A 23,145-nucleotide genomic window follows, 5' to 3' on the forward strand; every position below is an offset into this window, starting at 1 on the left:
TGGTCAGCAGGCTTATGCGTCCATGGCCTTTTCGGCCTTGGCGATCTCGCTCTGGCGCTGGGCGATTTCGCCACCCACGGGCGGGCCGTGGAAGCGCTTGCCGTTCAGCATGAACACCAGTACCGCAGTGATGACGAGCGCTGCAACGGCGGCATAGGTGCCGAAGTTGTCGCCTTCCACGTGCCAGAAGTAGTAGACGGCAGCAGCCGTCAGCACGGAGAAGACGAGACCGACCGGCATGCGGCCTTCCATCGACTGCCAGAAGCCGATGAGGGCCAGCAGCATCATGACGATAAGGTAGCCCACCTTTTCCTGCGGCGGCTGAACGCCGACGAAGATCAGGATGGCGCAACCGATGATGGCCACCGCCGCAACGAGCATGGAGGCGCCACCGAGGTTGAACGGACCCTTGTTCTTCCAGTTGCCTGCCGCTTCAGACTTGAGCGCGGCGGCAATCGGCATCAGGTACGACAGGTAGAGGAACACCGCGCAGCCCGTGGACAGCACGAGGAAGGCGCCGCCGTAGAGCGTGGCGACGAAGGCCAGCGCACCGGCAACCCAGATCGCAGGTCCCGGCGTGCGCAGGTGGTGGTCAACCTTCTTGAGCGTCTCGGAGGCAGGAACGCCACCGTCACGCGCGAAGGCATAGAGCATGCGCGAGCAGGAGGTGAGGCCCGCGAGCGCGCAGAGGAAGTTCGACACCACGATGCCGACGATGATGATGGTGCGCAGAATGCTGGGCATCTGCACCTGGGCGATCACCCAGTTGAAGGCGTTCCAGCCTTGGGCAGCACCGGCAGTGACGCCATCCATCACGACGGCACCCGTCGCGTCCTTCTGGTCCGGCAAGGCCATGACCATGGCGGCAACCATGATGTAGCCGAAGACGAAGGACCAGAACACCGAGCGCAGCATGCCCTTCGGCACTTCGCGCTGGGCATTCATGGTTTCTTCCGACGTATGCGCCGAGGCATCGAAGCCGGTGATCGTGTAGACCACGTGCAGGAGGCCGAGCAGGAAGACGTAGAAAGCGGAGGTCGCGAGCGGCCAGACGTTGCCGCCTGCTTCGCCCGTGAAGTTCTTGAAGGTGAAGAGGCGGCTCACGTCATGGCTTTCCGAGAAGGCCAGCAGCGAGAGTGTCAGCAGCACCGCAGTTGCGAGAATGATGTAGCCGCTCCAGTCCGTGAGCTTGGTCGTCCAGTGCAGCGAGCGCTGGTTGATCAGGGCCTGGATGATGGTGGCAACGCCGATGAACATCACCTGGCGCCACCAGCCGCTGCTGAACTCGCCGGTCGAGACCCACGGCGTCACGTCCCAGCCGAACACCTGCGCGAACAGCAGGTCGCGGGTGAGGAGGAACAGACCCATGTTCACCGACGAGACGACGAACATGAGGCCGAGCAGGTTGAACCATGCCGCGGCCCAGCCGAAGCCACGCCCGCCGAGGAGCGAGGCCCAGTGATAGATGCCGCCCGCGGTCGGATAGGCGGACGCGATCTGGCCCATGGCAGCCGCCACGATGAGGGCGAAGATCGAGCCCAGCACCCAGACGATGCCGACGGACATGCCGCCACCCGCGCTCAATGCCACCGGGAAGGCCGTGAGGCCGCCGGCAACAATGCAGATGATGGCGAATGAGATTGCGAAGTTCTGGAATGCGCCCATCCGGCGCTGAAGTTCCTGGGCATAGCCCATTTGATGGAGGACCTTTTCGTCCTCTGTCAGTACATGCTTGTCAGCCATAATGGCCTCCCGGCCGCTCCGGGGCGGAACGGCTTGTTTGTTTGATTTATGATTTGCCCGCCGCTGCCTCCCCCAAAACCTGAGCCAGCCGTGAACGTCCCCTTCGACCATAGTGGAAGAAAGCGCGGTCACAGTCAATCAGAGGCACTGAGCAACTGCGGTAAAGCCTTTGAATTTTCAAGATTTTACGGGAAGAATCGAGGTTCCATCGGGAATGGAAATGGGCGGCACAGAACTGTGCCGCCCATGTTTTGAGTCGGGGTCGCCTGCCGTCGGCGGCTAGATTGCGGTGAAGCCGTTGTCGACGAAGAGATGGGCGCCGTTGACGAAACTCGCATCCTCGCTCGCCAGGAACAGCGCCGCGCGGGCCACTTCCTCCGGTTCGCAGATGCGGCCCTGCTGGGCGGCGAGGGCAGCTTCCGAGACGTCGACTCCGAGCGCCTGCAACTCCTTCACTTCGCGGAGGCCGTGCGGTGTGCGCACGAACCCCGGACACACGGCATTGCAGCGGATGTTCCGGTCACGGAACTCCACCGCAATGGCGCGGGCGAACATGTGGCAGGCACCCTTGGTCGTGTTGTAGAGCACTTCCATGGGTGTTGCCGCGACGGCGGAGATGGAGGACGTACAAACGATCGACCCGCCGCCCGCCGCGATCATCTGCGGCAGTACGGCCTTCGTCATCAGGTACATGCTCTTGACGTTGATGTCCGTGAGGCGGTCCCAGTCCGCCTCCGTCGTGTCGAGGAATGGCTTGATGATGATCGAGCCGGCGTGATTGAAGAGGACGGTGATGGGACCCAGCGTCTGCCGGACTTTCTCGACTGCCTTCGTCACGTCGCCGGCCTTCGAGACATCGGCCTGCACGAAGCAGGCCTTGCCGCCGGCCTTCTCGATCTCCGCCACCGCCGCTTGCCCTGCGTCCGCATTGATGTCGACAATGCCGACGGCAGCACCTTCAGCGGCAAACAGGCGGGACGCTGCCCCGCCCATGCCGGTGGCCCCGCCGGAAATCAGGGCCACCTTGTTGTTGAGCTTTCCAGCCATTGCCGTCACGATTCGCCGTACTTGGCTTCACGCTTGGCAATTTCGGCCTGCCGGCGCTTGATCTCGTCGCCGATGGGCGGACCCTTGAAGCGTTTGTTCTCGAACGCGAACCAGATGATCAGCGACAGGATGATGAAGCCCACCGTGATCTCCAGCGCCCAATCGTTGGGTGGCTGCACGCCGATGACGATAAGCAGCACCATGGCGAGGAGCGAGAGCACCGCTATCACCTTGTAGGTACCGATGCCCATGTTCCACGGCCCCATCTGCGGCCATTTCGGTCCACCGATGGCGATGATGCCAAGGGCAATCGGCACGGCAAACGACAGGAACAGGAAGATCACCGTGCACGACACCACGATCGAATAGGCCGGTGTTCCGGCGATGGTAATGGCTGAGGTGAACCAGACGAACAGGATCGACAGGATCGAGGCCGTCCAGATCGCCGCAACCGGTGTGCGGTGCGAGGTGCTTACCTTGGCGAGCGCCGCGGATGCACCGGGAATGCCGCCGTCACGCGAGAAGGCATAGAGCATGCGCGACGCGCTCGTGACTGTGGCAAGGCCGCAGAGCCATTGGCTGATGAAGATGAGGACATAGAGAATGTTCTTCACCGTGGGGTTCACCTGCTGGTCCATGCCCCAGAAGAACACGTTCCAGCCCTGCTTCGCCGCATCGTCCATGCTCGGGATCATCAGGATGAAGGCCGAGAGGAAGATCCAGCCGAAGACACCCGACCACAGCACCGACGACACCATGCCGGAGGGCACGGAACGGGCGGCGTCGTGGGTCTCTTCGGCGGTATGGGCCGAGGCGTCATAGCCGGTGATCGTATAGACCGGCAGCAGCAGGCCGAGGAGGAAAGCCATCAGGCCGCCCACCGCGACGGGCCACACGGCGGATGCACCTTCGGTGCCCGTGTAGTTGCCGAATGTCCACAGCCGCGAGAAGTCATAGCTGTTGGCGGAGGCGAGAAGCACGATGGTCAGCAGCACTGACGTTCCAAGGATCAGGTATCCCGAGAAGTCCGTGAGCTTTGCCGTGAGCTTGATGCCGTAGTGGTTCACCAGCGCCTGGAGGATGGTGATGATGGCAACGAAGGCCACGCGGTGCGTAAGCGTGTCTTCCACGCCGAACAGCGAGCCGAAGGCGCCGAAGAAGAAATAGAAGGTGCCGACGTTGATGGCGCCCAGCACGGTCACGAGGCCGAGCAGGTTGAGCCAGGCCGAGAGCCAGCCGGTAAAGCGGTTGCCGAGAATCGAGCCCCAGTGATAGAGGCCGCCTGCCGTCGGGTAGGCCGAGGAGATCTGTGCCAGTGCGAGCGCGAAGACGCCCGAGATGACGACACCGACCGGCCAGCCGATGCCGATTGCGGCCCCGCCTGCACCTGACGTGGCCTGGCCCAGCGAGTTGATGCCGCCGGACAGGATGCAGATGATGGAAAAGGAAATTGCGAAGTTCGAAAACTTGTTCATGCTGCGCGCGAGTTCCTGCGCATAGCCCATGTCGTGGAGGATTTTTTTGTCCTCGCTCACGTGTTTGTCAGCCATTCTGGCCTCCCCGCCGTTCCGGGGTGGAACGGCATTTATTGTTGATGTGTTTTGCGCTCGCGCTGATTGCCGAAACGGCGGGCCCAGCGAGAGCCCCCGCTCCAGTGTGAGTGAAAGGGCCGGGGCCGTCAACTCGGAGGCGAGTCCTCTTCATCCTGTGCACAACCCGGTGGACCTGATCGTCATGCGCTGGACTGACGCAGGCGGTGTGTGAGTATTTCTCACTCGAGCTGTTCATGCTATGGCGCATCACATGGTCCGGCGCCCCTATAATTTCCCGTCCCTCAACGGACTGGCCGCTTTCGAAGCGGCCGGCCGCCACATGAGTTTCACCGAAGCCGCGTCGGAACTGAACGTGACGCCCGGCGCCATATCAAAGCAGATCAAGCAGCTGGAAAGTGAGGTGGGCGTGCGCCTCTTCGTCCGCCTGCACCGGGCCCTCGACTTGACCGCCGAAGGGGCCGCACTCCTCGCCAGCCTGCGCGAGAGTTTCCAGCACATCTCAGAAACCCTGCAGGGCCTGGACCCCGCACGCCGCGTCAAGACGGTGAGCATCGGCACCACCAGCGCCTTTGCCCAGTTCTGGCTCATGCCGCGCCTCGCCCGCTTCTGGAAGGAACACCAGGACATCGTGGTCGATCACGTGATCTCCGACCGCGGCCACGACCGGTGGTCAACGCGCGTGGACCTGCGGGCACGTTATGGCACGGCACCCTTTCCCGACGAGGGCGAGGCACACAAGCTGTTTGACGACCGCATCGTGGCTCTCGCCAGCCCCGCATTTCTCGCGGGCCGCAAGATCGCGGAATTGGCTGAACTTGCTGCCCAACCGCTCCTCTCCGTCGAAGGCGTGGATTGGACGTGGACGACCTGGGCCGATTTCTTCCGCGCCAACGGCGCCAAGCCGGGGCGACTCAACATCCGCCGTTTCAACAGCTTTGTCATTGCCGTGCAGGCCGCCCGCGACGGGCAGGGAATTGTTCTGGGATGGGAACGGCTTGTTGCCCCGCTGATCAAGGACGGATCGCTGGTCCAGGTGGGAGAGTTCGGCATGCCCGCGCCTGATTCCTACTACCTCTGCTGTCACTCGCTGGAGCGGGCCTCGCCCGAGGCCAGGATCCTCCACGACTGGTTGCTCCGCAACATCGATTGAGATTTTCTCACTGCAAGCATGCCACTTATGGATATTGAGTGGGGATTGGCAGCCGCTGCATAAGGGACCTACACAAGGGATACACGCCATGACCGAAGCCGCCACACTGTCCGCTCCCACCTCACGCCGTGGCGGAGGCCGCGACGGACGCCGGGCCATGCGGGCCGCGCCGCAGATATCGTTCCCCACGCTGGTGCGCAACATTCCCACCTACGAAATCCTGCCCGATGAAGCGGTGGAACTCATCCACGAGGAATCCATGAAGATCCTCGAGGAGGTGGGCTGCGAATTCCGCGACGACCAGGCGCCCGCCATGTGGAAGAAGGCCGGCGCCGACGTGCAGGGCACGCGCGTCCGCATCGACCGCAATCTGCTCATGTCGCTGATCTCGACCGTGCCCCCCGAGTTCACGCTGCACGCCCGCAATCCCGAGCGAACCGTGAAGGTGGGCGGCAAGAACTCGATCTTCATTCCCATGTATGGTGCGCCCTTCGTGCGCGACCTCGACAACGTGCGCCGCTACGGCTCGCTTGCCGACCTCAACAATTTCCACAGGCTGGCGCAGATGTCGCCGTCGCTCCACTCCATGTCCTCGATCTGCTGCGAGCCGATGGAGATCGCGGTGCCGAAGCGCCACCTCCACATCATCCAGTCGGCGCTGACCTATGGCGACAAACCTTTCATGGGCATCGTCACCGAAAAGGAACGCGCCGAAGACGTGATGAAGATGGCGGGCATCGTCTTTGGCGATGAGTTCGTCAAGGACAACACGGTCGTCGTCTCGATCACCAACTGCAACTCGCCGCTGGTCTGGGACCAGACCATGCTGGATGCCATGCGCGTCTATGCCTCGAACAACCAGCCCGTGATCTGCGCACCCTTCGCGCTGTGCGGTGCGTCCACCTCGGCATCGTCCGTGGGTGCGGTGGCGCAGGTCAATGCCGAGGCGCTGGCAGGCGTTGCCTTCACCCAGCTCATCCGCAAGGGTGCGCCGGTGATTTACGGCCAGTTCATGGTGGCGGTCGACATGAAGTCGGGTGCTCCCATGGGTGGAACGCCGGAAGCGGCCCAGATGATGTTTGCCATGGGCCAGCTCGCCCGCAAGTACAAGCTGCCCTGGCGCACCAGCGGCTTCCATGTCGGTTCCAAGCTCAACGATGCACAGGCCGGCTATGAATCCAACATGCTGATGCACGCCGCCGTGCTCTCCGGTGCCAACTACATCTGGCACTCCGCCGGCTGGCTTGAGGCAGGCCTGTCCTGCGGCTATTCCAAGTTCGTGACCGACGCCGAACAGGTGGCGGGCTGGTATAAGTATGCTGGTGGCCTCAAGTTCGACGACTTCAAGGACGCCATGGCGGCGGTGCGCGAAGTGGGCCCGCAAGGGCATTTCCTCGGCACGGCCCATACGCTCGAGCATTTCGAGAAGGCCTTCTTCATGCCCACCATCATGGACTTCAACTCGTACGAGCAATGGTCCAGCGAAGGCGCCAAGGATCACGACACGCGTGGCCGCGAGAAGGCCCGCGCCATGCTCAACGCCTACGAGAAGCCCGCCATGGATGTGGCCGTCGCCGAAGCCCTGCAGGACTTTGTCAACCGCCGCGAACGCGAACTGCCCGGCACGGTGGATTGACCCGCCACAATCCCGCCAACAGTCACGCGCTAAGAACGCGCCATCATGGACAGGCGGGATTTCATTCTGGGGTCACTGGCGGCGCTTGCGAGTGCTTCGCCGGCGCTTGCTGCAACCAAGAAGAAGCGGCGCCCAGTCTATCTCGGCGCGGAGGTGGTGGAGTTCCGCACCCCTGAAAAGCGCGGCACCGTCATCGTCAACACCGGCGAACGCGCACTCTATCATGTGATCGGCCGTGAATCGGCGGTCCGCTACGGCGTCGCCGTGGGCAAGGCGGGCTTCGATTGGGCGGGCATCGCCAAGGTGGGCCGCAAGGTGGAATGGCCGACCTGGACGCCCCCCGCCAGCATGATCCGCCGCAGGCCCGAACTTGCGGAATGGGCCGATGGCATGCCGGGCGGCCCGGAAAATCCCCTGGGCGCGCGGGCGCTTTACCTTTTCGCCAATGGCCGCGACACCATGTTCCGCATCCACGGCACCAACGAACCCGGCTCCATTGGCACCGCCGCTTCCTCCGGCTGCATTCGGATGTTGAATGAAGAGGTGATGGAACTTTACGATAACGTCAGAATTGGAACGAAGGTCATCGTCTTGTAAGCGGACAGCCGGTTTGGCTATAAGGCGTCCGGTTCGCCTGAGGGGGCAACTCGATTCGTCTGGGACATTCTGGGGATTTTGATGCAACGCCGTTCTTTCCTGTCCGCCATCCTGTCGGGCGCCGCTGCCGTGGCACTCGGCGCTGCTGATGCCAAGGCCAGCATTTTCGAGGAAATCTGGGCCAAGAAGCGGGGCCGCAAGTCACCCGTCCGCACCGCAACGGATGCCCGCAAGATCAAGGTCCGCAAGGTCAAGATCAGCAGCCGCAAGAAGCTGAACTACAAGGGCCGCGAAACGGTGACGTTTGCCAGCGGTGAAAAGGCCGGCACCATCATCATCCGGACTCACGAGCGTGCGCTCTATTTCGTCCTCGGCAGCGGCAAGGCCGTGCGCTACGGCGTGGCCGTCGGCAAGGAGGGCTTCTCTTGGGCTGGCACGGCGCGCGTCGGACTGAAGCGCGTCAACCCCGTGTGGACGCCCCCGCCGGAGATGATCGAGCGCACACCGAAATACGCCAAGTGGGCCGGTGGCATGCCGGGCGGCCTTCCCATCAATCCGCTGGGCCCGCGCGCCATGTACCTCTTCAACAAGGGCGGCGACACGGGCTTCCGCATTCACGGCACCATCCATCCGGAATCGATCGGCACGGCCGCGTCTTCGGGCTGCATCCGCATGCTCAACAAGGAAGTGATCGAGCTCTACGAGAAGGTGCGCGTCGGCACCAAGGTGATCGTTCTCTAAAGCAGCGAATCCTCAAGTGCGGAGTGCTTGAGGGTGAAAGTTGCGTTCAACAATTACGGACGCTTGAGGTTCCGGTATTGCAGCGGCGTCAGCCCTGTCGCTTGCCGGAATGCGCGGGTGAAGGCTGCCTGGTCGCTGTAGCCGCAACCAAGCGCAATGCTGCTGACCGGCTGCCGTTCGCCCTGCAAGAGCTGGCAGGCGCGCGTGATGCGCGTGCGCGTGATGAACTGCGCCATCGACACGCCGAACAATTGCCGCATCCGCGCATCCAGTTGCCAGGCGGAGAGGTCTGCGATCCGCGCCAGCGCAGGGAGACGCAGCGGCTGGGCCAGATGATCGTGCACATGATCCAGAACCCGTGCCAGCTTGCGGTTTTCAGGCTTCATCACCGACCACGCCGGCAGGTCTCGCGACAGGCCGGCAAGGCCCGTGACGTGGCCCCCGTCATCACGGACAGGCGTCTTCCAGGTGAGGCACCAGCCGTCCGCGCCGCCCGGATAGAGGTGCAGTTCCAGCACGCCGCTCAACACCTGGCCCGATTGCAGCACGGACAGATCCTGCGCCGCGTAACGCTGCCCCAGCACGCCGGGGAAGACCTCCGCCGCCGTCTTTCCGATGAGCGCCCGCCCGTCGCGCAAGCCAAGGCGCGCCGCAAGCGTCTGGTTGGCAGACGTGTAGCGACCCGTGCCATCCTTGATGAAGAACACCGTGTCCGGCACCGCATCATAGAGCGCTTCCAGCCACGGCGGCGCTGCCGGGGTACCGGACGGCGGCAGAGGTTGTGGACCAGGGGAACGGCGGCGGGCTGGCATGACGGGATGATTTTGTGCCGATTCCGCAGTCGCCGCCAGTCAATCCTGCAAGACGCATGAAGGCGCTTCCATTAGTGTGCGCGGCAACCGGAGTTCACCCATGACCAACATCTTCAGCGGCACCATCCCAGCTCTCATGACGCCCTGCGCGGCAGACGGCAGCCCCGATTTCGAGGCCCTTGTCCGCATGGGCAAGCACATGATCTCCGAAGGCATGTCGGCGGTTGTCTATTGCGGTTCCATGGGCGACTGGCCGCTCCTGACCGATGAGCAGCGGATGGAAGGCGTGGCGAAACTGGTGAAAGCCGGCATTCCCGTGATTGTTGGCACCGGGGCCCAGAATTCCATGCGCGCCGCCGCACTCGCGGCCCACGCAAGGAAAGTCGGCGCCAAAGGCCTCATGATCATTCCGCGCGTGCTCTCGCGGGGAACCTCCGTCGCCGCCCAGAAAGCGCACTTCGAAGCTGTTCTCAACGCGGGCGAAGGCCTTCCCTCGGTCATCTACAACAGCCCGCACTACGGCTACGAAACGCGCGCCGACCTCTTCTTTGCGTTGCGCGAAAAACACGCCAACCTCGTGGGCTTCAAGGAATTCGGTGGTGCGGCGGCACTCCGCTACGCCGCTGAACACATCACCGGCCGCGACACGTCCCTCACCTTGATGGTGGGTGTTGATACGCAGGTCTTCCACGGCTTCGTGAATTGCGGTGCGACCGGCGCCATCACCGGGATCGGCAATGTTCTGCCGCGCGAAGTGCTGCGGCTTGTGGAGTTGTGCACCCGCGCCGCCACGGGCGATGCGGACTCGCGCCGTCTCGCCCTTGAACTGGAGCAGGCGCTCGGCGTGCTGTCGTCCTACGACGAGGGCACCGATCTCGTGCTCTACTACAAGCGCCTGATGGTGCTGGCCGGCTTTGCCGAATACGGCCGCCACTTCATCGCCAGCGACGAGCTCTCGGCCAGCCAGCAGCACTATGCCGACACGCAATACAAGCTGTTCAAGGACTGGTACGCCAACTGGCCGGGCCGCGGCTGATGCTGCGGGTGATCGACAGCCACACCGAAGGTGAGCCGACGCGCGTGGTGATGGAGGACGGTCCCCATCTGGGGGATGGGCCGTTGGCCGAACGCCGCGCCCGCTTCGCCCGTGACTTCGATTCCTTCCGCCGCAGCGTCGTGCTCGAACCGCGCGGACACGAGGCTCTCGTGGGTGCGCTGCTCTGTGAGCCGCACGACAGGAGTTGTGCGGCGGGGGTGATCTTCTTCAACAATGAAGGCTATCTCGGCATGTGCGGCCACGGCACCATTGGCCTTGCCGTGACGTTGGCCCATGTGGGCCGCCTGTCGCCTGGCCGCCATCGTATCGACACGCCGGTCGGTGTCGTCACCGTCGATCTCCTCAGCCCAACCGAAGCCGAAATCGAGAACGTGCCAAGCTACCGCCATGCCCACGCCGTGAGTGTGGACGTGCCGGGACACGGCATGGTGAGTGGCGACGTGGCCTGGGGCGGCAACTGGTTTTTCCTCTGCAAATCGGCGCCGTGCCCAGTCGATGAAAAGCATCTGACGGACCTGACGGTCTTTTCGATCGCCGTGCAGAAGGCGCTCCGCGCGCAAGGCATTACCGGTGCGCTTGGCCAGGAGATCGATCACGTCGAAGTCTTCGGTCCGCCGCTGGCCGGTGGTGACAGCCGCAGCTTCGTGCTCTGCCCGGGCGGTGCTTTCGACCGCTCACCCTGCGGCACGGGCACCAGCGCCAAGCTCGCCTGCCTCGCAGCCGATGGCGTTCTGCCACCGGGTCAGGAATGGGTGCAGGAGAGTGTGACCGGCGGAACGTTCCGCGCCCGCTACCGCCGCGATGACCGGGGCCATGTCATCGCCCGAATCCGTGGCCGCGCCTTCGTCGTCAAGGAAGCCACCCTCATACGCCATCCCGATGATCCGTATGCGGACGGTTTCCGCACGATATAGACGCCAAAGGGCCACCACCCGCGATCCTCTCACCGGCACGTCCGGTACCAGCCCATGTCCACATGGAAATGGTCGGCGTGGTCAGCGTTGTAGTCGGGTGACAGCGTCACGTTGAACCAGTCGCAAAGCGAGGCCCGCACGGCACGGAGGAAGGTGGCGTTGCCGCCGCCCATGGCCCAATCTTTCTTCACCGAGATCACCGTGCCGTTCCCCAGCCTGAACCCCGAGATGTCGAATGCATTGGCGGTGGCGTGCTCGCTCATGTGGCTTTTCCCGCGCATGGTGCGGCAGCTGTAAGAGCCGAAATGCGTCACTTCCGCCACAGGCTGCCCCAGCAACCGCCGCGCGAGGGGCTGCAAGCCGTGGCGTTCCCACATGTAAAGCCGCGCCGCCATCACGCAGCGCGTTTCCTCGGGACGGAGTTTTGCCTGGGAGAGCCGCGAGAGTAGCACGCCACCACTCACAACACAGGCAGGGGCGCCATGATCCGCGCGGATGCTGGCAGGGAGCCCCGCCCGCCGCAGGGCCACGGCACAACCCGCCGGATCAACCTCTGCCAGGCGCAACTGCCAATCCGTCATGAAATTGGGCGTTTGATCAAGGTCAGGCAGCGCCAGCGGATCATAGGCCCGCGGCCATTCAAAGACACCGAGCCGCGACAGGGGATAGGAAACCGCCAGCAAAACCAGCACGCCCAGCAGGGCGCGGATGGCAACGCGCAGGGCTAGGGAGCCGTTTTGCCGCATGCCGCCCTTGCTACCTTCGCCGAATTTGCCATTGTGCACTGCACCGGATAGAACACCTGCCACAACAATCAGGACCACAAGATGGCTGAAATCAAACCGGCTGCAAGTCCCCAGCGGCCCCTGTCACCGCACCTGCAGATCTACCGCCCAATGCTGTCGATGACGATGTCGATTGCCCACCGGGCCACAGGCATTGCGCTCTACGGCGGCAGCATCCTGGTGGTCTGGTGGTTTGCCGCTGCTGCGCAATCCGATTCCTATTTCGATCTCGTGCAGGCGTTCTTCAACCATTGGTTCGGCCGCATCGTGCTGTTCGGCTTCAGCTGGGCGCTGATCCATCATGCCCTCGGTGGCATCCGCCACTTCATCTGGGACATGGGCCAGGGCTTCAAGCTGTCGACGGTGGAATGGATGGTGCGCGCCAACCTCATCGGCTCCATCGTCCTCACCATCCTTCTCTGGGCCGTCGCCTACGGAGTGAAGCCATGATCATCGATCCCGGCATGAAGACGCCGCTCAAGAAGGTGAAGGGCTTTGGTTCGGCCAAGTCCGGCACCGATCATTTCTGGCAGCAGCGGGCCACCGCCGTCGCCAACCTGCCGCTCATGGCTTTCATGGTGGGCTTCGTGATCTGGCATCTTGGCGCCACCCGCGCGGAGGTGATTGCCTCGCTGCATCATCCGATCGTGGCGCTGCTCCTCATCATGGGGCTCGCATCAGCATTCTGGCACATGCGCCTCGGCCTCCAGGTGGTGATCGAGGATTACCTCCATTCGCATCTCACCAAGTTCTCGGCGCTTGCCCTCAATATCGCCGTGGCGACATCGTTCTTCGCCGTTTCAGCCTATTCCATTCTCAAGATGAGCTTCGCACCCTGATGGCCGCCGCAGATATCAAGAAGAAGGCCCCCAAGACCGTCACGGCCGGTGGCCGCGCCTATCCCATTACCGATCATACGTTCGATGTCGTGGTCGTCGGTGCCGGTGGTTCCGGCTTGCGCGCGGCGCTGGGCGCCTCGCAGGCTGGATTGAAGACCGCCTGCATCTCCAAGGTCTTTCCCACGCGCTCTCACACGGTGGCGGCGCAAGGCGGAATCGCCGCCTCGCTCGCCAACATGGGCGCCGATGACTGGCGCTGGCACATGTACGACACCGTCAAGGGTGCCGACTGGCTGGGTGACCAGGACGCCATCGAATACCTCTGCCGCAACGCGCCAACCGCCGTGTACGAACTCGAACACTTCGGCATGCCCTTCTCGCGCACCGAAGAGGGCAAGATCTACCAGCGTCCCTTCGGCGGCCACATGATGAACATGGGCGATGGCCCGCCCGTGCAGCGCACCTGCGCCGCTGCTGACCGCACTGGCCATGCCATGCTGCACACGCTCTATGGCCAATCCCTGCGCTACGACACCGCCTTCTTCATCGAGTTCTTCGCCCTCGACCTCATCATGGAGAACGGTGCCTGCCGTGGCGTCATCGCCATGAACATGGAAGATGGCTCCATCCACCGCTTCCGGTCACACCAGACGGTGCTGGCAACCGGCGGCTATGGCCGCGCCTTTTTCTCCGCCACCTCGGCTCACACCTGCACCGGTGACGGCAATGCTATGGTGCTGCGCGCCGGCCTGCCCTGCCAGGACATGGAATTCGTGCAGTTCCATCCCACCGGCATCTACGGCGCGGGCTGTCTGATCACCGAAGGCGCACGTGGCGAAGGCGGCTATCTCACCAACTCGGCGGGCGAGCGTTTCATGGAACGTTACGCGCCCTCGGCCAAGGACCTCGCCTCGCGCGACGTTGTTTCGCGCTCCATGACGATCGAAATCCGTGAAGGGCGTGGCGTCGGCAAGGCCAAGGATCACATCCACCTGCACCTCGAACATCTCGACCCCAAGGTGCTGCACGAGCGTCTGCCCGGCATTTCCGAAAGTGCCAAGATTTTCGCAGGCGTGGATGTCACAAAGGAGCCGATCCCGATCCTGCCCACGGTGCATTACAACATGGGCGGCATCCCGACGAACTATCACGGCGAAGTGCTCGCCGGCGACAAGAAGAACCCCGAAAAGACCGTCCCCGGCCTCATGGCGGTGGGCGAGGCGGCCTGTGTCTCCGTGCACGGCGCAAATCGCCTCGGCTCCAACTCGCTGATCGACCTCGTGGTCTTCGGCCGCGCCGCAGGCCTGCGCTGCGCCGAACTGGTGAAGCAGCAGGGCGGCACCCATGCCGACTTGCCGGGCGATGCAGGCGAAGAGGCCGTCTCGCGCCTTGACGGCTTCCGCTACGCCGCGGGCGGTTCTCCGACGGCGGTGCTGCGCAACAGGATGCAACGCGCCATGCAGGAAGACGCCGCGGTGTTCCGCACCGAGAAGACGCTTGCCGAAGGCTCGAAGAAGATCAACGCCATCTGGTCCGGCATGGACGACATCGCCGTCACCGACCGGTCGCTGGTGTGGAACTCCGACCTCATCGAAACGCTGGAGTTTGCCAACCTCATCATCCAGGCTGCAGTGACGGTGGATTCAGCGCTCGCCCGCAAGGAAAGCCGTGGCGCCCACGCCCGCGAGGATTTCCCCAACCGCGATGACAAGAACTGGATGAAGCACTCGCTGGCCTGGACTGACGGTGCCAAGAAGAAAGTCACCCTCGGAAGCCGCCCCGTCCACGACTACACGATGACCGGCGACATCGACTACATCAAGCCCAAGGCGCGGGTGTATTGAGAGAAAACATGGCTGAATTTGCACTCCCCAAGAACTCGGTTGTCCAGCAGGGCAGGGCCTGGCCCATGCCGGCGGGCGCGAATATCCGTGCCTTCAAGATCTACCGCTGGAACCCGGATGACGGAAAGAATCCGCAGGTGGATACCTACCATGTGAACATGGACGAGTGCGGGCCGATGGTTCTGGACGCGCTCATCAAGATCAAGAACGAGCAGGACCCGACGCTCACCTTCCGCCGCTCCTGCCGCGAGGGCATCTGCGGCTCCTGTGCCATGAACATCGACGGCACCAACACGCTTGCCTGCCTCAAGGCTTGCGACGACGTGAGGGGCGATGTGAAGATCTATCCCCTGCCGCACATGCCGGTGGTGAAGGATCTGGTGCCGGACCTCACCCGCTTCTACGCCCAGCACCGCTCCATCGAACCCTGGCTCAAGACGGAAACACCCGCGCCCCAGGCGGAGTGGAAACAGTCGAAGCAGGAACGCGAACTGCTGGATGGCCTCTACGAGTGCATCCTCTGCGCCTGCTGCTCAACCTCTTGCCCAAGCTACTGGTGGAACGGCGACCGCTATCTCGGTCCCGCGGTGTTGTTGCAGGCCTATCGCTGGCTCATCGACAGCCGCGATGAAGCCACGGGCGAACGCCTCGACAATCTGGAAGATCCGTTCCGGCTCTATCGCTGCCACACCATCATGAATTGCGCCAAGGCGTGCCCCAAGGGCCTTTCGCCCGCCAAGGCCATTGCCGAGATCAAGAAGATGATGGTGGAGCGGATGGTCTAGCCACCGCCCTTACGATTTGGTGACGGCTTCGGCAGGGGCGGCAGCGGCATCCGTGCCATCTTCGCCTTCAATTTTCTTGGGCTTCTTCTTTGGCAATTCGAAGGGCACGATCAGGCCCTTGCTCAGTTCTGCATTCTTGCTCACGAAATCATCAGCACAGGTGCGGAACGAGGCCACAAGCAGGGCGCCGCCCTTTGCGGGGTCCATGGCGGTGCGCAGGTCACGGCGGCCCAGCTTCAGTTCGGGCTTGCGCTTCTTCTTGCTGATATAGTCGGCAAAGCGCGTGTGGCCGGAAAGTTTGTCGTCCTTGAACAACTTGGCAATGGTCTGGCTGTGACAGGCGCACACTTCCAGCGGCACCTTGGTCATCTGCACGGCGGTTTCGCCGGTGATGAAGATGGGCTTCTTGCTCTTCATGTCCTTGACGCAGGCGCTGAATGCAGCCGACTGCAGCTTCGACATGTGCATCTGCTTGACCATGGCCTTCACCTCGGCATCACCGTTGCCGCAGGCGGCCAGCAGCAGCGCCGCTGCCGTCAAGCCCAACCATTTCTTCACCGCATGCTTCGTCATGGCACTCTCCCCTTGTCCCGGACCCACCCGGAGACGGGTTTTGGCATAGCCGAAAGACCTTGGTGTCCCGTGAGCGGGGAGGCGCAAATTCGAAGGAACGCGGTGACGGGGCGTTAACCCTGAACATGCCCCTACCGCGCCCGAGCGGCATTCATGCGCCTTTCGATTGATTTGTTTTGCGACGCAACATGGTCTATACGCGGCGCGAATTTCCCCGCTCAGAAAGAGGCTCCATCCGATGTCGCTCGACAGTTTCAAGTCCCGCAAGACGCTCAAAGTGGGTTCGAAAACCTACACCTATTTCAGCCTCGCGGCGGCGGAAAAGAACGGTCTGCCAGGGATATCGACATTGCCCTATTCCATGAAGGTGCTGCTGGAGAACCTGCTGCGCAACGAGGATGGCCGCTCCGTCACCAAGAAGGACATCCAGGCCTTCGTCGCCTGGCTCGACAACCGCGGCAAGGGCGAGGCGGAAATCGGCTTCCGCCCGGCCCGCGTGCTGATGCAGGATTTCACCGGCGTGCCGGCGGTCGTGGACCTCGCCGCCATGCGCGATGGCATGAAGCTGCTCAAGGGCGATGCCCAGAAGATCAACCCGCTGGTGCCGGTTGACCTCGTGATCGACCATTCGGTCGTCGTGGACAACTTCGGCAACCCCAAGGCGCTCGCCGCCAACGTGGCGCGGGAATACGAGCAGAACGAGGAGCGTTACAAGTTCCTGAAGTGGGGGCAGGGTGCCTTCCAGAATTTCCGCGTCGTGCCGCCGGGCACCGGCATCTGCCACCAGGTGAACCTCGAATATCTCGCCCAGACCGTCTGGACGAAGACGGAAACCGTGGTGAAGGGCAAATCGAAGCTCAAGGTGACGGTCGCCTACCCCGACACGCTTGTGGGCACGGACTCGCACACCACCATGGTGAACGGCCTCGGCGTGCTCGGCTGGGGCGTGGGCGGCATCGAAGCAGAGGCCGCGATGCTGGGACAGCCGCAATCCATGCTGCTGCCGGAAGTGATCGGCTTCAAGCTTACGGGCCGTCTCAACGAAGGCGTCACCGCCACCGATCTGGTGCTGCTGGTCACGCAGATGTTGCGCAAGAAGGGCGTGGTCAACAAGTTCGTGGAATTCTTCGGCCCCGGACTGCAGGCGCTCACGCTTGCTGACCGCGCGACCATCGCCAACATGGCGCCGGAGTATGGTGCCACCTGCGGCTTCTTCCCCGTCGATGCGGTGACGCTGGATTACCTCAAGTTCTCCGGCCGCAAGAACGACCGAATCGCGCTCGTCGAGAAATACAGCAAGGCCCAGGGCATGTTCTTGACGGCCAAGAGCGAAGACCCGGTCTTCACCGACACCCTGGAACTCGATCTCTCCGCCGTCGTGCCCGCCATGGCCGGCCCCAACCGCCCGGAGAAGTTTGCACCCCTCGATACGATCAAGTCCGGCTTTGCCTCGGCGCTCGACAGCGCCAAGGACAAGGGCGGCTTTGCCAAGCCGGGTGAAGCGGCCAAGCGTGTCGCGGTCGAAGGCAAGAACTACGACATCGGCCACGGCGACGTGGTGATCGCCGCCATCACCTCCTGCACCAACACCTCCAACCCGTCGGTGCTGATCGGTGCCGGGCTTCTGGCCAAGAAGGCGGCGGCCCTGGGGCTCAATGCCAAGCCCTGGGTCAAGACGTCGATCGCGCCCGGCTCGCAGGTCGTCAGCGAATATCTCTCGAAGTCCGGCCTGCAGAAGGAACTGGACAAGGTCGGCTTCTATCTTGTGGGCTACGGCTGCACCACCTGCATCGGCAACTCCGGCCCGCTCGATCCCGCGCTCTCCAAGGCGATCAACGACAATGGCATCGTGGCTTCTGCCGTGATCTCCGGCAACCGCAACTTCGAGGGCCGCGTCTCGCCGGACGTGCAGGCCGCCTATCTCGCCTCGCCGCCGCTGGTGGTGGCCTATGCGCTGGCTGGTTCGACGCAGATCGACATCACCACCGAGCCGCTCGGCACCGGCAAGAACGGCAAGCCTGTCTACCTCAAGGACATCTGGCCCACGAACAAGGAGATCGAGACCTTCATTCGCAAGAACATCACGCCGAAGATGTTCAAGGCGCGCTACTCGGACGTCTTCAAGGGCGACAAGAACTGGCGTGGGGTGAAGTCCGGCAAGGGCGAAACCTACGGCTGGGACAACACCTCGACCTATGTGCAGAACCCGCCCTACTTCCAGGGCATGACCAAGACGCCAAAGCCCGTGACCGACATTGTTTCGGCGCGCGTGCTCGGCCTCTTCGGCGACAAGATCACCACCGATCACATTTCGCCCGCAGGCTCGATCAAGGCGGCTTCGCCTGCCGGCAAGTACCTGACGGCGAACGGCGTGAAGCCGCTCGACTTCAACCAGTACGGCACGCGCCGCGGCAACCATGAAGTGATGATGCGCGGCACCTTCGCCAACATCCGCATCAAGAACAACATGGTGAAGGGAACAGACGGCAACGTGAAGGAAGGCGGCCTCACCATCCACTATCCCTCCAACGAGGAAATGCCGATCTACGACGCCGCCATGATGTACGAGAAGGAGAAGGTTCCGCTGGTGGTCTTCGCAGGCGTCGAATACGGCAATGGCTCGTCGCGTGACTGGGCCGCCAAGGGCACGAACCTGCTCGGCGTGCGCGCCGTGATCGCCCAGAGCTTCGAACGCATCCACCGCTCCAACCTCGTCGGCATGGGCGTGCTGCCCCTGCAGTTCCAGGACGGCCAGAGCTGGCAGACGCTGGGCCTGCGCGGTGACGAACAGGTTACCATCAGGGGTCTCGCCGATGGCCTGAAGCCGCGCGAGAACATGACCGTGGAAGTCACCCGTGCCGATGGCACCCAGACCACCTTCACCGTGCTCTGCCGCATCGATACGCTGGACGAGATCGACTACTACAAGAACGGCGGCATCCTGCACTACGTGCTGCGCAACATCGCCAAGGCGGCTTGACGCAATGGCACCCTGGTCCGCCTGAGGCGGACCGGGGCGGCCCCCTTCTGGCGCCAGACCCACATCCGTGCGATGGTCCTTCCTGCAAACACAGGAGGAGAGCCATGTGCGTCATCCGTCTGTTCCACCCGGTTGCCGCCGCGGCGGCAATCATGGCCTTGCCCGCCGGCTTTGCGCAGGCCGAGTCCGGCCAGTCCCGGAACCCGTTGCAATTTGCCCACAACTGCCAGTGCCTCGCCGCCGAGCGGCACTATGCACAAGGCGCGGTGGCCTGCATCAACGGCAGGCGGCTGAAATGCGGAATGAGCCTCAACGTCTCGTCGTGGCTGGTGCTGGAGGGCACCTGCACGCCCAACCGCGTGAGCCAGTGGCGGGCCACGCCGCGCGCCGGGTCCATCCCCGCGACGTTTGCTCCCATGTGATTGGCTCACCCCCATGTGATTGGCATGTGTGCGGCGATCTGCCCATAAACACATCATGAAGAACCAGGCCACCCTCTCGCGCCGCGCGGCCCTCGCCATCATGGCGGGCGCCGTCGCAGCGCCGCATGCGGGCAAGGCTGCAACGGCGGAGGCTCCGGTGCTGGTCGAACTCTTTACCAGCCAGGGCTGCGCCTCCTGTCCACCCGCCGATGCCTTCGCGGGTGAACTGGCCCGCAACCCGCTCAATTTCGTCGTCTCCCTCAATGTCGACTATTGGGATTATCTGGGCTGGCACGACACGCTGGCACGCCCTGAATTTTCCAAGCGCCAGTTCGACTACGGCAAGTCGCGCGGCGACATGCAGGTCTATACCCCGCAGATGGTGATGAACGGCCACTACCACGCGGTTGGCAGCGATCCCACGGAAGTGCGCAAATTCATCTCGGAGTGCCGCGAAGAAGGCCTGAAGGCTGAAATCGATCTCACCGTGTCGAGCAAGGAAGTGAAGGTCAGCATCGCCGCCCAACCCTTCCAGGGCGAGGCGACGCTGTGGCTGATGGCCTTCGCCCCCGAGGTTCAGGCCGCAATCGAGCGCGGCGAGAACGCGGGTAAGACGGTGACCTATCACAACGTGGTGCGGTCCATGGTGCCCGCCGCCCTGTGGAAGGGCGAGGCCTATAGCGGCAGTTGGATGCGGGACGCCGTCATTCCCCCTGATTGCACGTCGTGCATCGCCGTCCTCCAGAAGGACAAGACCGGGCAAGTCATAGGCCTCGCACGCGCCTGACACCTTCTCACGAGCGCGTGAACAGCAGTCGCCTCTGTCATCCGTCCGCAGCTTCCGTCCGTTCTCCATGTCAGTGCGTTGCATGAGGCAGCGCCTGAAACACACAACGGAGAAAATCCCATGCGCAAGCCCATCCTTGCCACGCTCGCTGCTGGCCTGTTCGCAACCGCTGCCTATGCCATGAACCCCATGGTGGGCGGCGCGGAGATGTATCCTGAAAAGAACATCGTCGAGAACGCCATGAATTCCAAGGATCACACCACCCTCGTTGCCGCGGTGAAGGCGGCGGGCCTCGTTGAAACACTGCAGGGCAAGGGCCCCTTCACCGTCTTCGCTCCGGTCAACGCCGCCTTTGATGCACTGCCGGCCGGAACTGTCGACTCGCTGCTGAAGCCCGAGAACAAGGAAAAGCTGGCGACGATCCTCGCCTGCCATGTGGTGCCCGCAGCGGCCTTTGCTGCCGATGTGCAGAAGATGGTTGCCGATGACGGCGGCATGCACAAGGTGAAGACCGTAGGCGGATGTGAACTCACCGCCTCGGTCAAGGACGGCAAGGTGATGATCAGCGACGAAAACGGCACGGCCGCGACGGTGACGATTGCCGACGTCAAGCAGTCGAACGGCGTCATTCACGTGATCGACAAGGTCCTCCTGCCCAAGTCGTAATCGCGTTGTGCCCGCGGGTGTATGGTGGCCGCGGGCAGTTTCGCAGCGCGATTGCATGCGTGAATGATGTGAAGGGGCAGGTGACGAGCCTGCCCCTTTAATTCCTATATGCCGCGCGGTATACCGGGCGAATGTCCCGTGATCCGCGCTACGATATCTTGTTTGAACCAGTCCGCATCGGACCCGTCACCGCCCGCAACCGTTTCTTCCAGGTTGCCCATTGCAATGGCTACGGCTGGACGCAGCCACAGGCCCTCGCCGAAATGCGCGGCATCAAGGCTGAAGGCGGCTGGGCCGTCGTCACCACGGAAGAAGTGGAAATCCATCCCTCCGGCGATTGCGAACCCTATCACGAGGGCCGCCTGTGGAGTGACGCCGATATTCCCGCCCTCGCGCTGATGGCGGAAGCCGTGCATTTCCACGGATCTCTGGCGGCGATCGAAATCATGCATCACGGTCCCTCGGCGGCAAATCGCGGCAGCCGCGAAGTGCCGATTGGACCGTCTCACCGTCCGGTCACCGCCTATGATCCCGTGCAGGCGCGCCGCATGGACAAGGACGATATCCGGGCGTTGCGCAAATGGCACCGGGACGCCGCACTCCGCGCCCGCCGCGCCGGGTTCGACATCGTCTATGTCTATGCCGGGCACGAACTGGGCATTCCCATGCATTTCCTCTCGCGCCGCATGAACGACCGTACGGATGAATACGGCGGCTCGCTGGAGAACCGTGCCCGCCTGCTGCGCGAATTGATCGAGGATACCAAGGATGCCGTGGGCGACACCTGCGGGGTTGCCGTGCGCATTGCCGTCGATGAGTTGCTGGGCGACGCCGGCATCACATCGTCGGGCGAAGGCCGCGATGTGATAGCGATGCTCGCCGAATTGCCCGACCTTTGGGACGTCAACATCTCGTCCTGGGCAAACGACAGCGCCACCTCGCGCTTCCGCAAGGAAGGCTTCCAGGAAGACTACACGCGTTTCGTGAAGCAGGTGACGACAAAGCCCGTGGTTGGCGTCGGCCGCTACACCTCGCCCGACCGCATGGTCTCGCTGGTGAAAGGCGGTGTGCTCGACTTCATCGGCGCAGCCCGGCCGTCCATTGCCGATCCTTTCCTGCCGAAGAAGATCGAAGAGGGCCGCCTCGACGATATCCGCGAGTGCATCGGCTGCAACATGTGCGTGACCAGCGACTTCACCATGACCAACCTGCGCTGCACGCAGAACCCGACGATGGGAGAAGAATGGCGGCGCGGCTGGCATCCTGAGCGCGTGGCGGCAAAAGGTGCAGGCCGGACGGTGCTCGTGGTAGGCGCAGGGCCTGCGGGTCTGGAAGCCGCACTCACGGCGGCGCGGCGAGGTTACGACGTGCATCTCGCGGAAGCTGGCACGGAACTGGGCGGCCGTATCGTGAAGGAAGCCCGCTTGCCGGGATTGGCGGAATGGATTCGCGTGCGCGACTGGCGCGTCGGACAGTTGCAGCGCCTGGGCAACGTCACCATCTACCGCGACAGCAGATTGTCGGCGGATGATGTGCTGGGCTTTGGTGCCGATCATGTGGCGATTGCCACGGGGGCCACATGGCGCCGCGATGGCGTGGGCCGTGACAGCGGCTTTGCCATTCTGGGTTTCGATCACGGCGAGGTTCTGACACCCGACGACATTTTCGCCGGCAAGCGTCCACAAGGCAGTGTTGCCATCTACGACGATGACCACTTCTACATGGGCGGCGTCATTGCCGAGCTTTGTGCGGCATCGGGCCTGCCTACGACCTATGTGACGCCGGCGCTGCAGCCTTCGGCCTTCGCCGTCAACACCCTGGAGGCCGCGGCGATTGCGAAACGGTTGGTGAAGGTCGGCGTTACGCTTGTCACGCGGGTGAGTGCGCAGTCTTTTGACGGTGCTGCCCTGCGGGTGACGGATCATCTCTCTGGTGAGACGCGCGCCATCCCGGCGCAAGCCCTCGTTACGGTGACGGCCCGCCTGCCCGGTGACGATCTTGATACGGCATTGCGCGCGCGAATCCCGCAAGGGAATGCGCCTCCGTCGCTCAGCCGCATCGGCGACTGCAATTCGCCCAGCACCATCCAGTCCGCGGTTTATGCCGGGCATCGCTGGGCGCGGCAGCTGGATGAAGCGGATGTCTCAGTCTATTTTCCTCGCGAGTTGCCACGCGCGGAGCCGCTCAGGCGATTCTGGACATGAAAAAGGGCCG

21 protein-coding genes are annotated in these 23,145 nt (G+C 63.3%); 15 read left to right on the forward strand and 6 right to left on the reverse strand.

The window, feature by feature from the left end:
- Positions 1-12: 12 nt before the first annotated feature.
- The 3 genes from IPM06_09135 to IPM06_09145 form a co-directional block, all read right to left on the reverse strand.
- The gene (locus IPM06_09135; GenBank protein ID MBK8770579.1) at positions 13-1,743 is read right to left on the reverse strand and encodes an amino acid permease; all 1,731 of its coding nucleotides are present in this window, start codon (positions 1,741-1,743) and stop codon (positions 13-15) included.
- 279 nt (positions 1,744-2,022) lie between these two features.
- Positions 2,023-2,790, reverse strand: coding sequence for an SDR family oxidoreductase (locus IPM06_09140; protein ID MBK8770580.1), 768 nt, complete (start codon positions 2,788-2,790; stop codon positions 2,023-2,025).
- Between the two features lie 5 nt (positions 2,791-2,795).
- Complete coding sequence (locus IPM06_09145) at positions 2,796-4,340, reverse strand: amino acid permease (protein MBK8770581.1); 1,545 nt, start codon at positions 4,338-4,340, stop codon at positions 2,796-2,798.
- A 253-nt stretch (positions 4,341-4,593) separates the two neighbouring features.
- On the opposite strand from IPM06_09145, the gene IPM06_09150 reads away from it, so the two are divergent.
- From IPM06_09150 to IPM06_09165, 4 genes are all read left to right on the forward strand, one after another.
- Positions 4,594-5,493, forward strand: coding sequence for a LysR family transcriptional regulator (locus IPM06_09150; GenBank protein MBK8770582.1), 900 nt, complete (start codon positions 4,594-4,596; stop codon positions 5,491-5,493).
- Between the two features lie 88 nt (positions 5,494-5,581).
- Complete coding sequence (locus IPM06_09155; protein ID MBK8770583.1) at positions 5,582-7,129, forward strand: trimethylamine methyltransferase family protein; 1,548 nt, start codon at positions 5,582-5,584, stop codon at positions 7,127-7,129.
- A 45-nt stretch (positions 7,130-7,174) separates the two neighbouring features.
- Positions 7,175-7,726, forward strand: coding sequence for a L,D-transpeptidase (locus IPM06_09160; GenBank protein MBK8770584.1), 552 nt, complete (start codon positions 7,175-7,177; stop codon positions 7,724-7,726).
- Positions 7,727-7,807: 81 nt separating this feature from the next.
- On the forward strand, positions 7,808-8,467 hold the full coding sequence (locus tag IPM06_09165; protein MBK8770585.1) for a L,D-transpeptidase: 660 nt from the start codon (positions 7,808-7,810) through the stop codon (positions 8,465-8,467).
- Between the two features lie 53 nt (positions 8,468-8,520).
- Here IPM06_09165 and IPM06_09170 read toward each other — a convergent pair whose 3' ends face one another.
- Positions 8,521-9,279 (reverse strand): AraC family transcriptional regulator, encoded by a 759-nt coding sequence (locus IPM06_09170; GenBank protein ID MBK8770586.1) that lies wholly within the window; start codon positions 9,277-9,279, stop codon positions 8,521-8,523.
- 100 nt (positions 9,280-9,379) lie between these two features.
- Between IPM06_09170 and IPM06_09175 the strand changes: the two genes are divergently transcribed.
- Positions 9,380-10,315, forward strand: coding sequence for a dihydrodipicolinate synthase family protein (locus IPM06_09175; protein MBK8770587.1), 936 nt, complete (start codon positions 9,380-9,382; stop codon positions 10,313-10,315).
- Between the two features lie 2 nt (positions 10,316-10,317).
- Complete coding sequence (locus tag IPM06_09180; GenBank protein ID MBK8770588.1) at positions 10,318-11,250, forward strand: proline racemase family protein; 933 nt, start codon at positions 10,318-10,320, stop codon at positions 11,248-11,250.
- 29 nt (positions 11,251-11,279) lie between these two features.
- Here the strand turns inward: IPM06_09180 and IPM06_09185 are convergent, their stop codons facing one another.
- Positions 11,280-11,996, reverse strand: coding sequence for an extensin family protein (locus IPM06_09185; GenBank protein ID MBK8770589.1), 717 nt, complete (start codon positions 11,994-11,996; stop codon positions 11,280-11,282).
- Positions 11,997-12,077: 81 nt separating this feature from the next.
- On the opposite strand from IPM06_09185, the gene sdhC reads away from it, so the two are divergent.
- From sdhC to IPM06_09205, 4 genes are read left to right on the forward strand one after another with little or no spacing between them, the layout of a single operon-like run.
- Positions 12,078-12,485, forward strand: a complete 408-nt coding sequence (sdhC, locus tag IPM06_09190; protein MBK8770590.1) for a succinate dehydrogenase, cytochrome b556 subunit — start codon at positions 12,078-12,080, stop codon at positions 12,483-12,485.
- Between the two features lie 14 nt (positions 12,486-12,499).
- Complete coding sequence (sdhD, locus tag IPM06_09195; GenBank protein MBK8770591.1) at positions 12,500-12,874, forward strand: succinate dehydrogenase, hydrophobic membrane anchor protein; 375 nt, start codon at positions 12,500-12,502, stop codon at positions 12,872-12,874.
- Positions 12,874-14,718: a succinate dehydrogenase flavoprotein subunit gene (locus IPM06_09200; GenBank protein ID MBK8770592.1), complete on the forward strand. Its 1,845-nt coding sequence runs from the start codon at positions 12,874-12,876 to the stop codon at positions 14,716-14,718. The genes sdhD and IPM06_09200 overlap by 1 nt, the downstream gene beginning before the upstream one ends.
- Positions 14,719-14,726: 8 nt before the next feature.
- Positions 14,727-15,503 (forward strand): succinate dehydrogenase iron-sulfur subunit, encoded by a 777-nt coding sequence (locus tag IPM06_09205; protein MBK8770593.1) that lies wholly within the window; start codon positions 14,727-14,729, stop codon positions 15,501-15,503.
- A gap of 9 nt (positions 15,504-15,512) precedes the next feature.
- Here the strand turns inward: IPM06_09205 and IPM06_09210 are convergent, their stop codons facing one another.
- Positions 15,513-16,076, reverse strand: a complete 564-nt coding sequence (locus IPM06_09210) for a hypothetical protein (GenBank protein ID MBK8770594.1) — start codon at positions 16,074-16,076, stop codon at positions 15,513-15,515.
- A gap of 238 nt (positions 16,077-16,314) precedes the next feature.
- Here IPM06_09210 and acnA point away from each other — a divergent pair, with 238 nt between their 5' ends.
- The 5 genes from acnA to IPM06_09235 all read left to right on the forward strand — a co-directional run bounded on the left by acnA (position 16,315) and on the right by IPM06_09235 (position 23,135).
- Positions 16,315-19,056, forward strand: coding sequence for an aconitate hydratase AcnA (gene acnA / locus IPM06_09215; GenBank protein ID MBK8770595.1), 2,742 nt, complete (start codon positions 16,315-16,317; stop codon positions 19,054-19,056).
- Positions 19,057-19,160: 104 nt separating this feature from the next.
- Positions 19,161-19,478: a hypothetical protein gene (locus IPM06_09220; protein MBK8770596.1), complete on the forward strand. Its 318-nt coding sequence runs from the start codon at positions 19,161-19,163 to the stop codon at positions 19,476-19,478.
- Between the two features lie 55 nt (positions 19,479-19,533).
- Complete coding sequence (locus tag IPM06_09225) at positions 19,534-20,265, forward strand: DUF1223 domain-containing protein (protein MBK8770597.1); 732 nt, start codon at positions 19,534-19,536, stop codon at positions 20,263-20,265.
- A 120-nt stretch (positions 20,266-20,385) separates the two neighbouring features.
- On the forward strand, positions 20,386-20,931 hold the full coding sequence (locus IPM06_09230; GenBank protein ID MBK8770598.1) for a fasciclin domain-containing protein: 546 nt from the start codon (positions 20,386-20,388) through the stop codon (positions 20,929-20,931).
- A 131-nt stretch (positions 20,932-21,062) separates the two neighbouring features.
- Complete coding sequence (locus tag IPM06_09235; protein ID MBK8770599.1) at positions 21,063-23,135, forward strand: FAD-dependent oxidoreductase; 2,073 nt, start codon at positions 21,063-21,065, stop codon at positions 23,133-23,135.
- Positions 23,136-23,145 lie beyond the last annotated feature (10 nt).

This window comes from Hyphomicrobiales bacterium (assembly GCA_016710435.1).
Classification (GTDB): Bacteria; Pseudomonadota; Alphaproteobacteria; order Rhizobiales; family Aestuariivirgaceae; genus Aestuariivirga.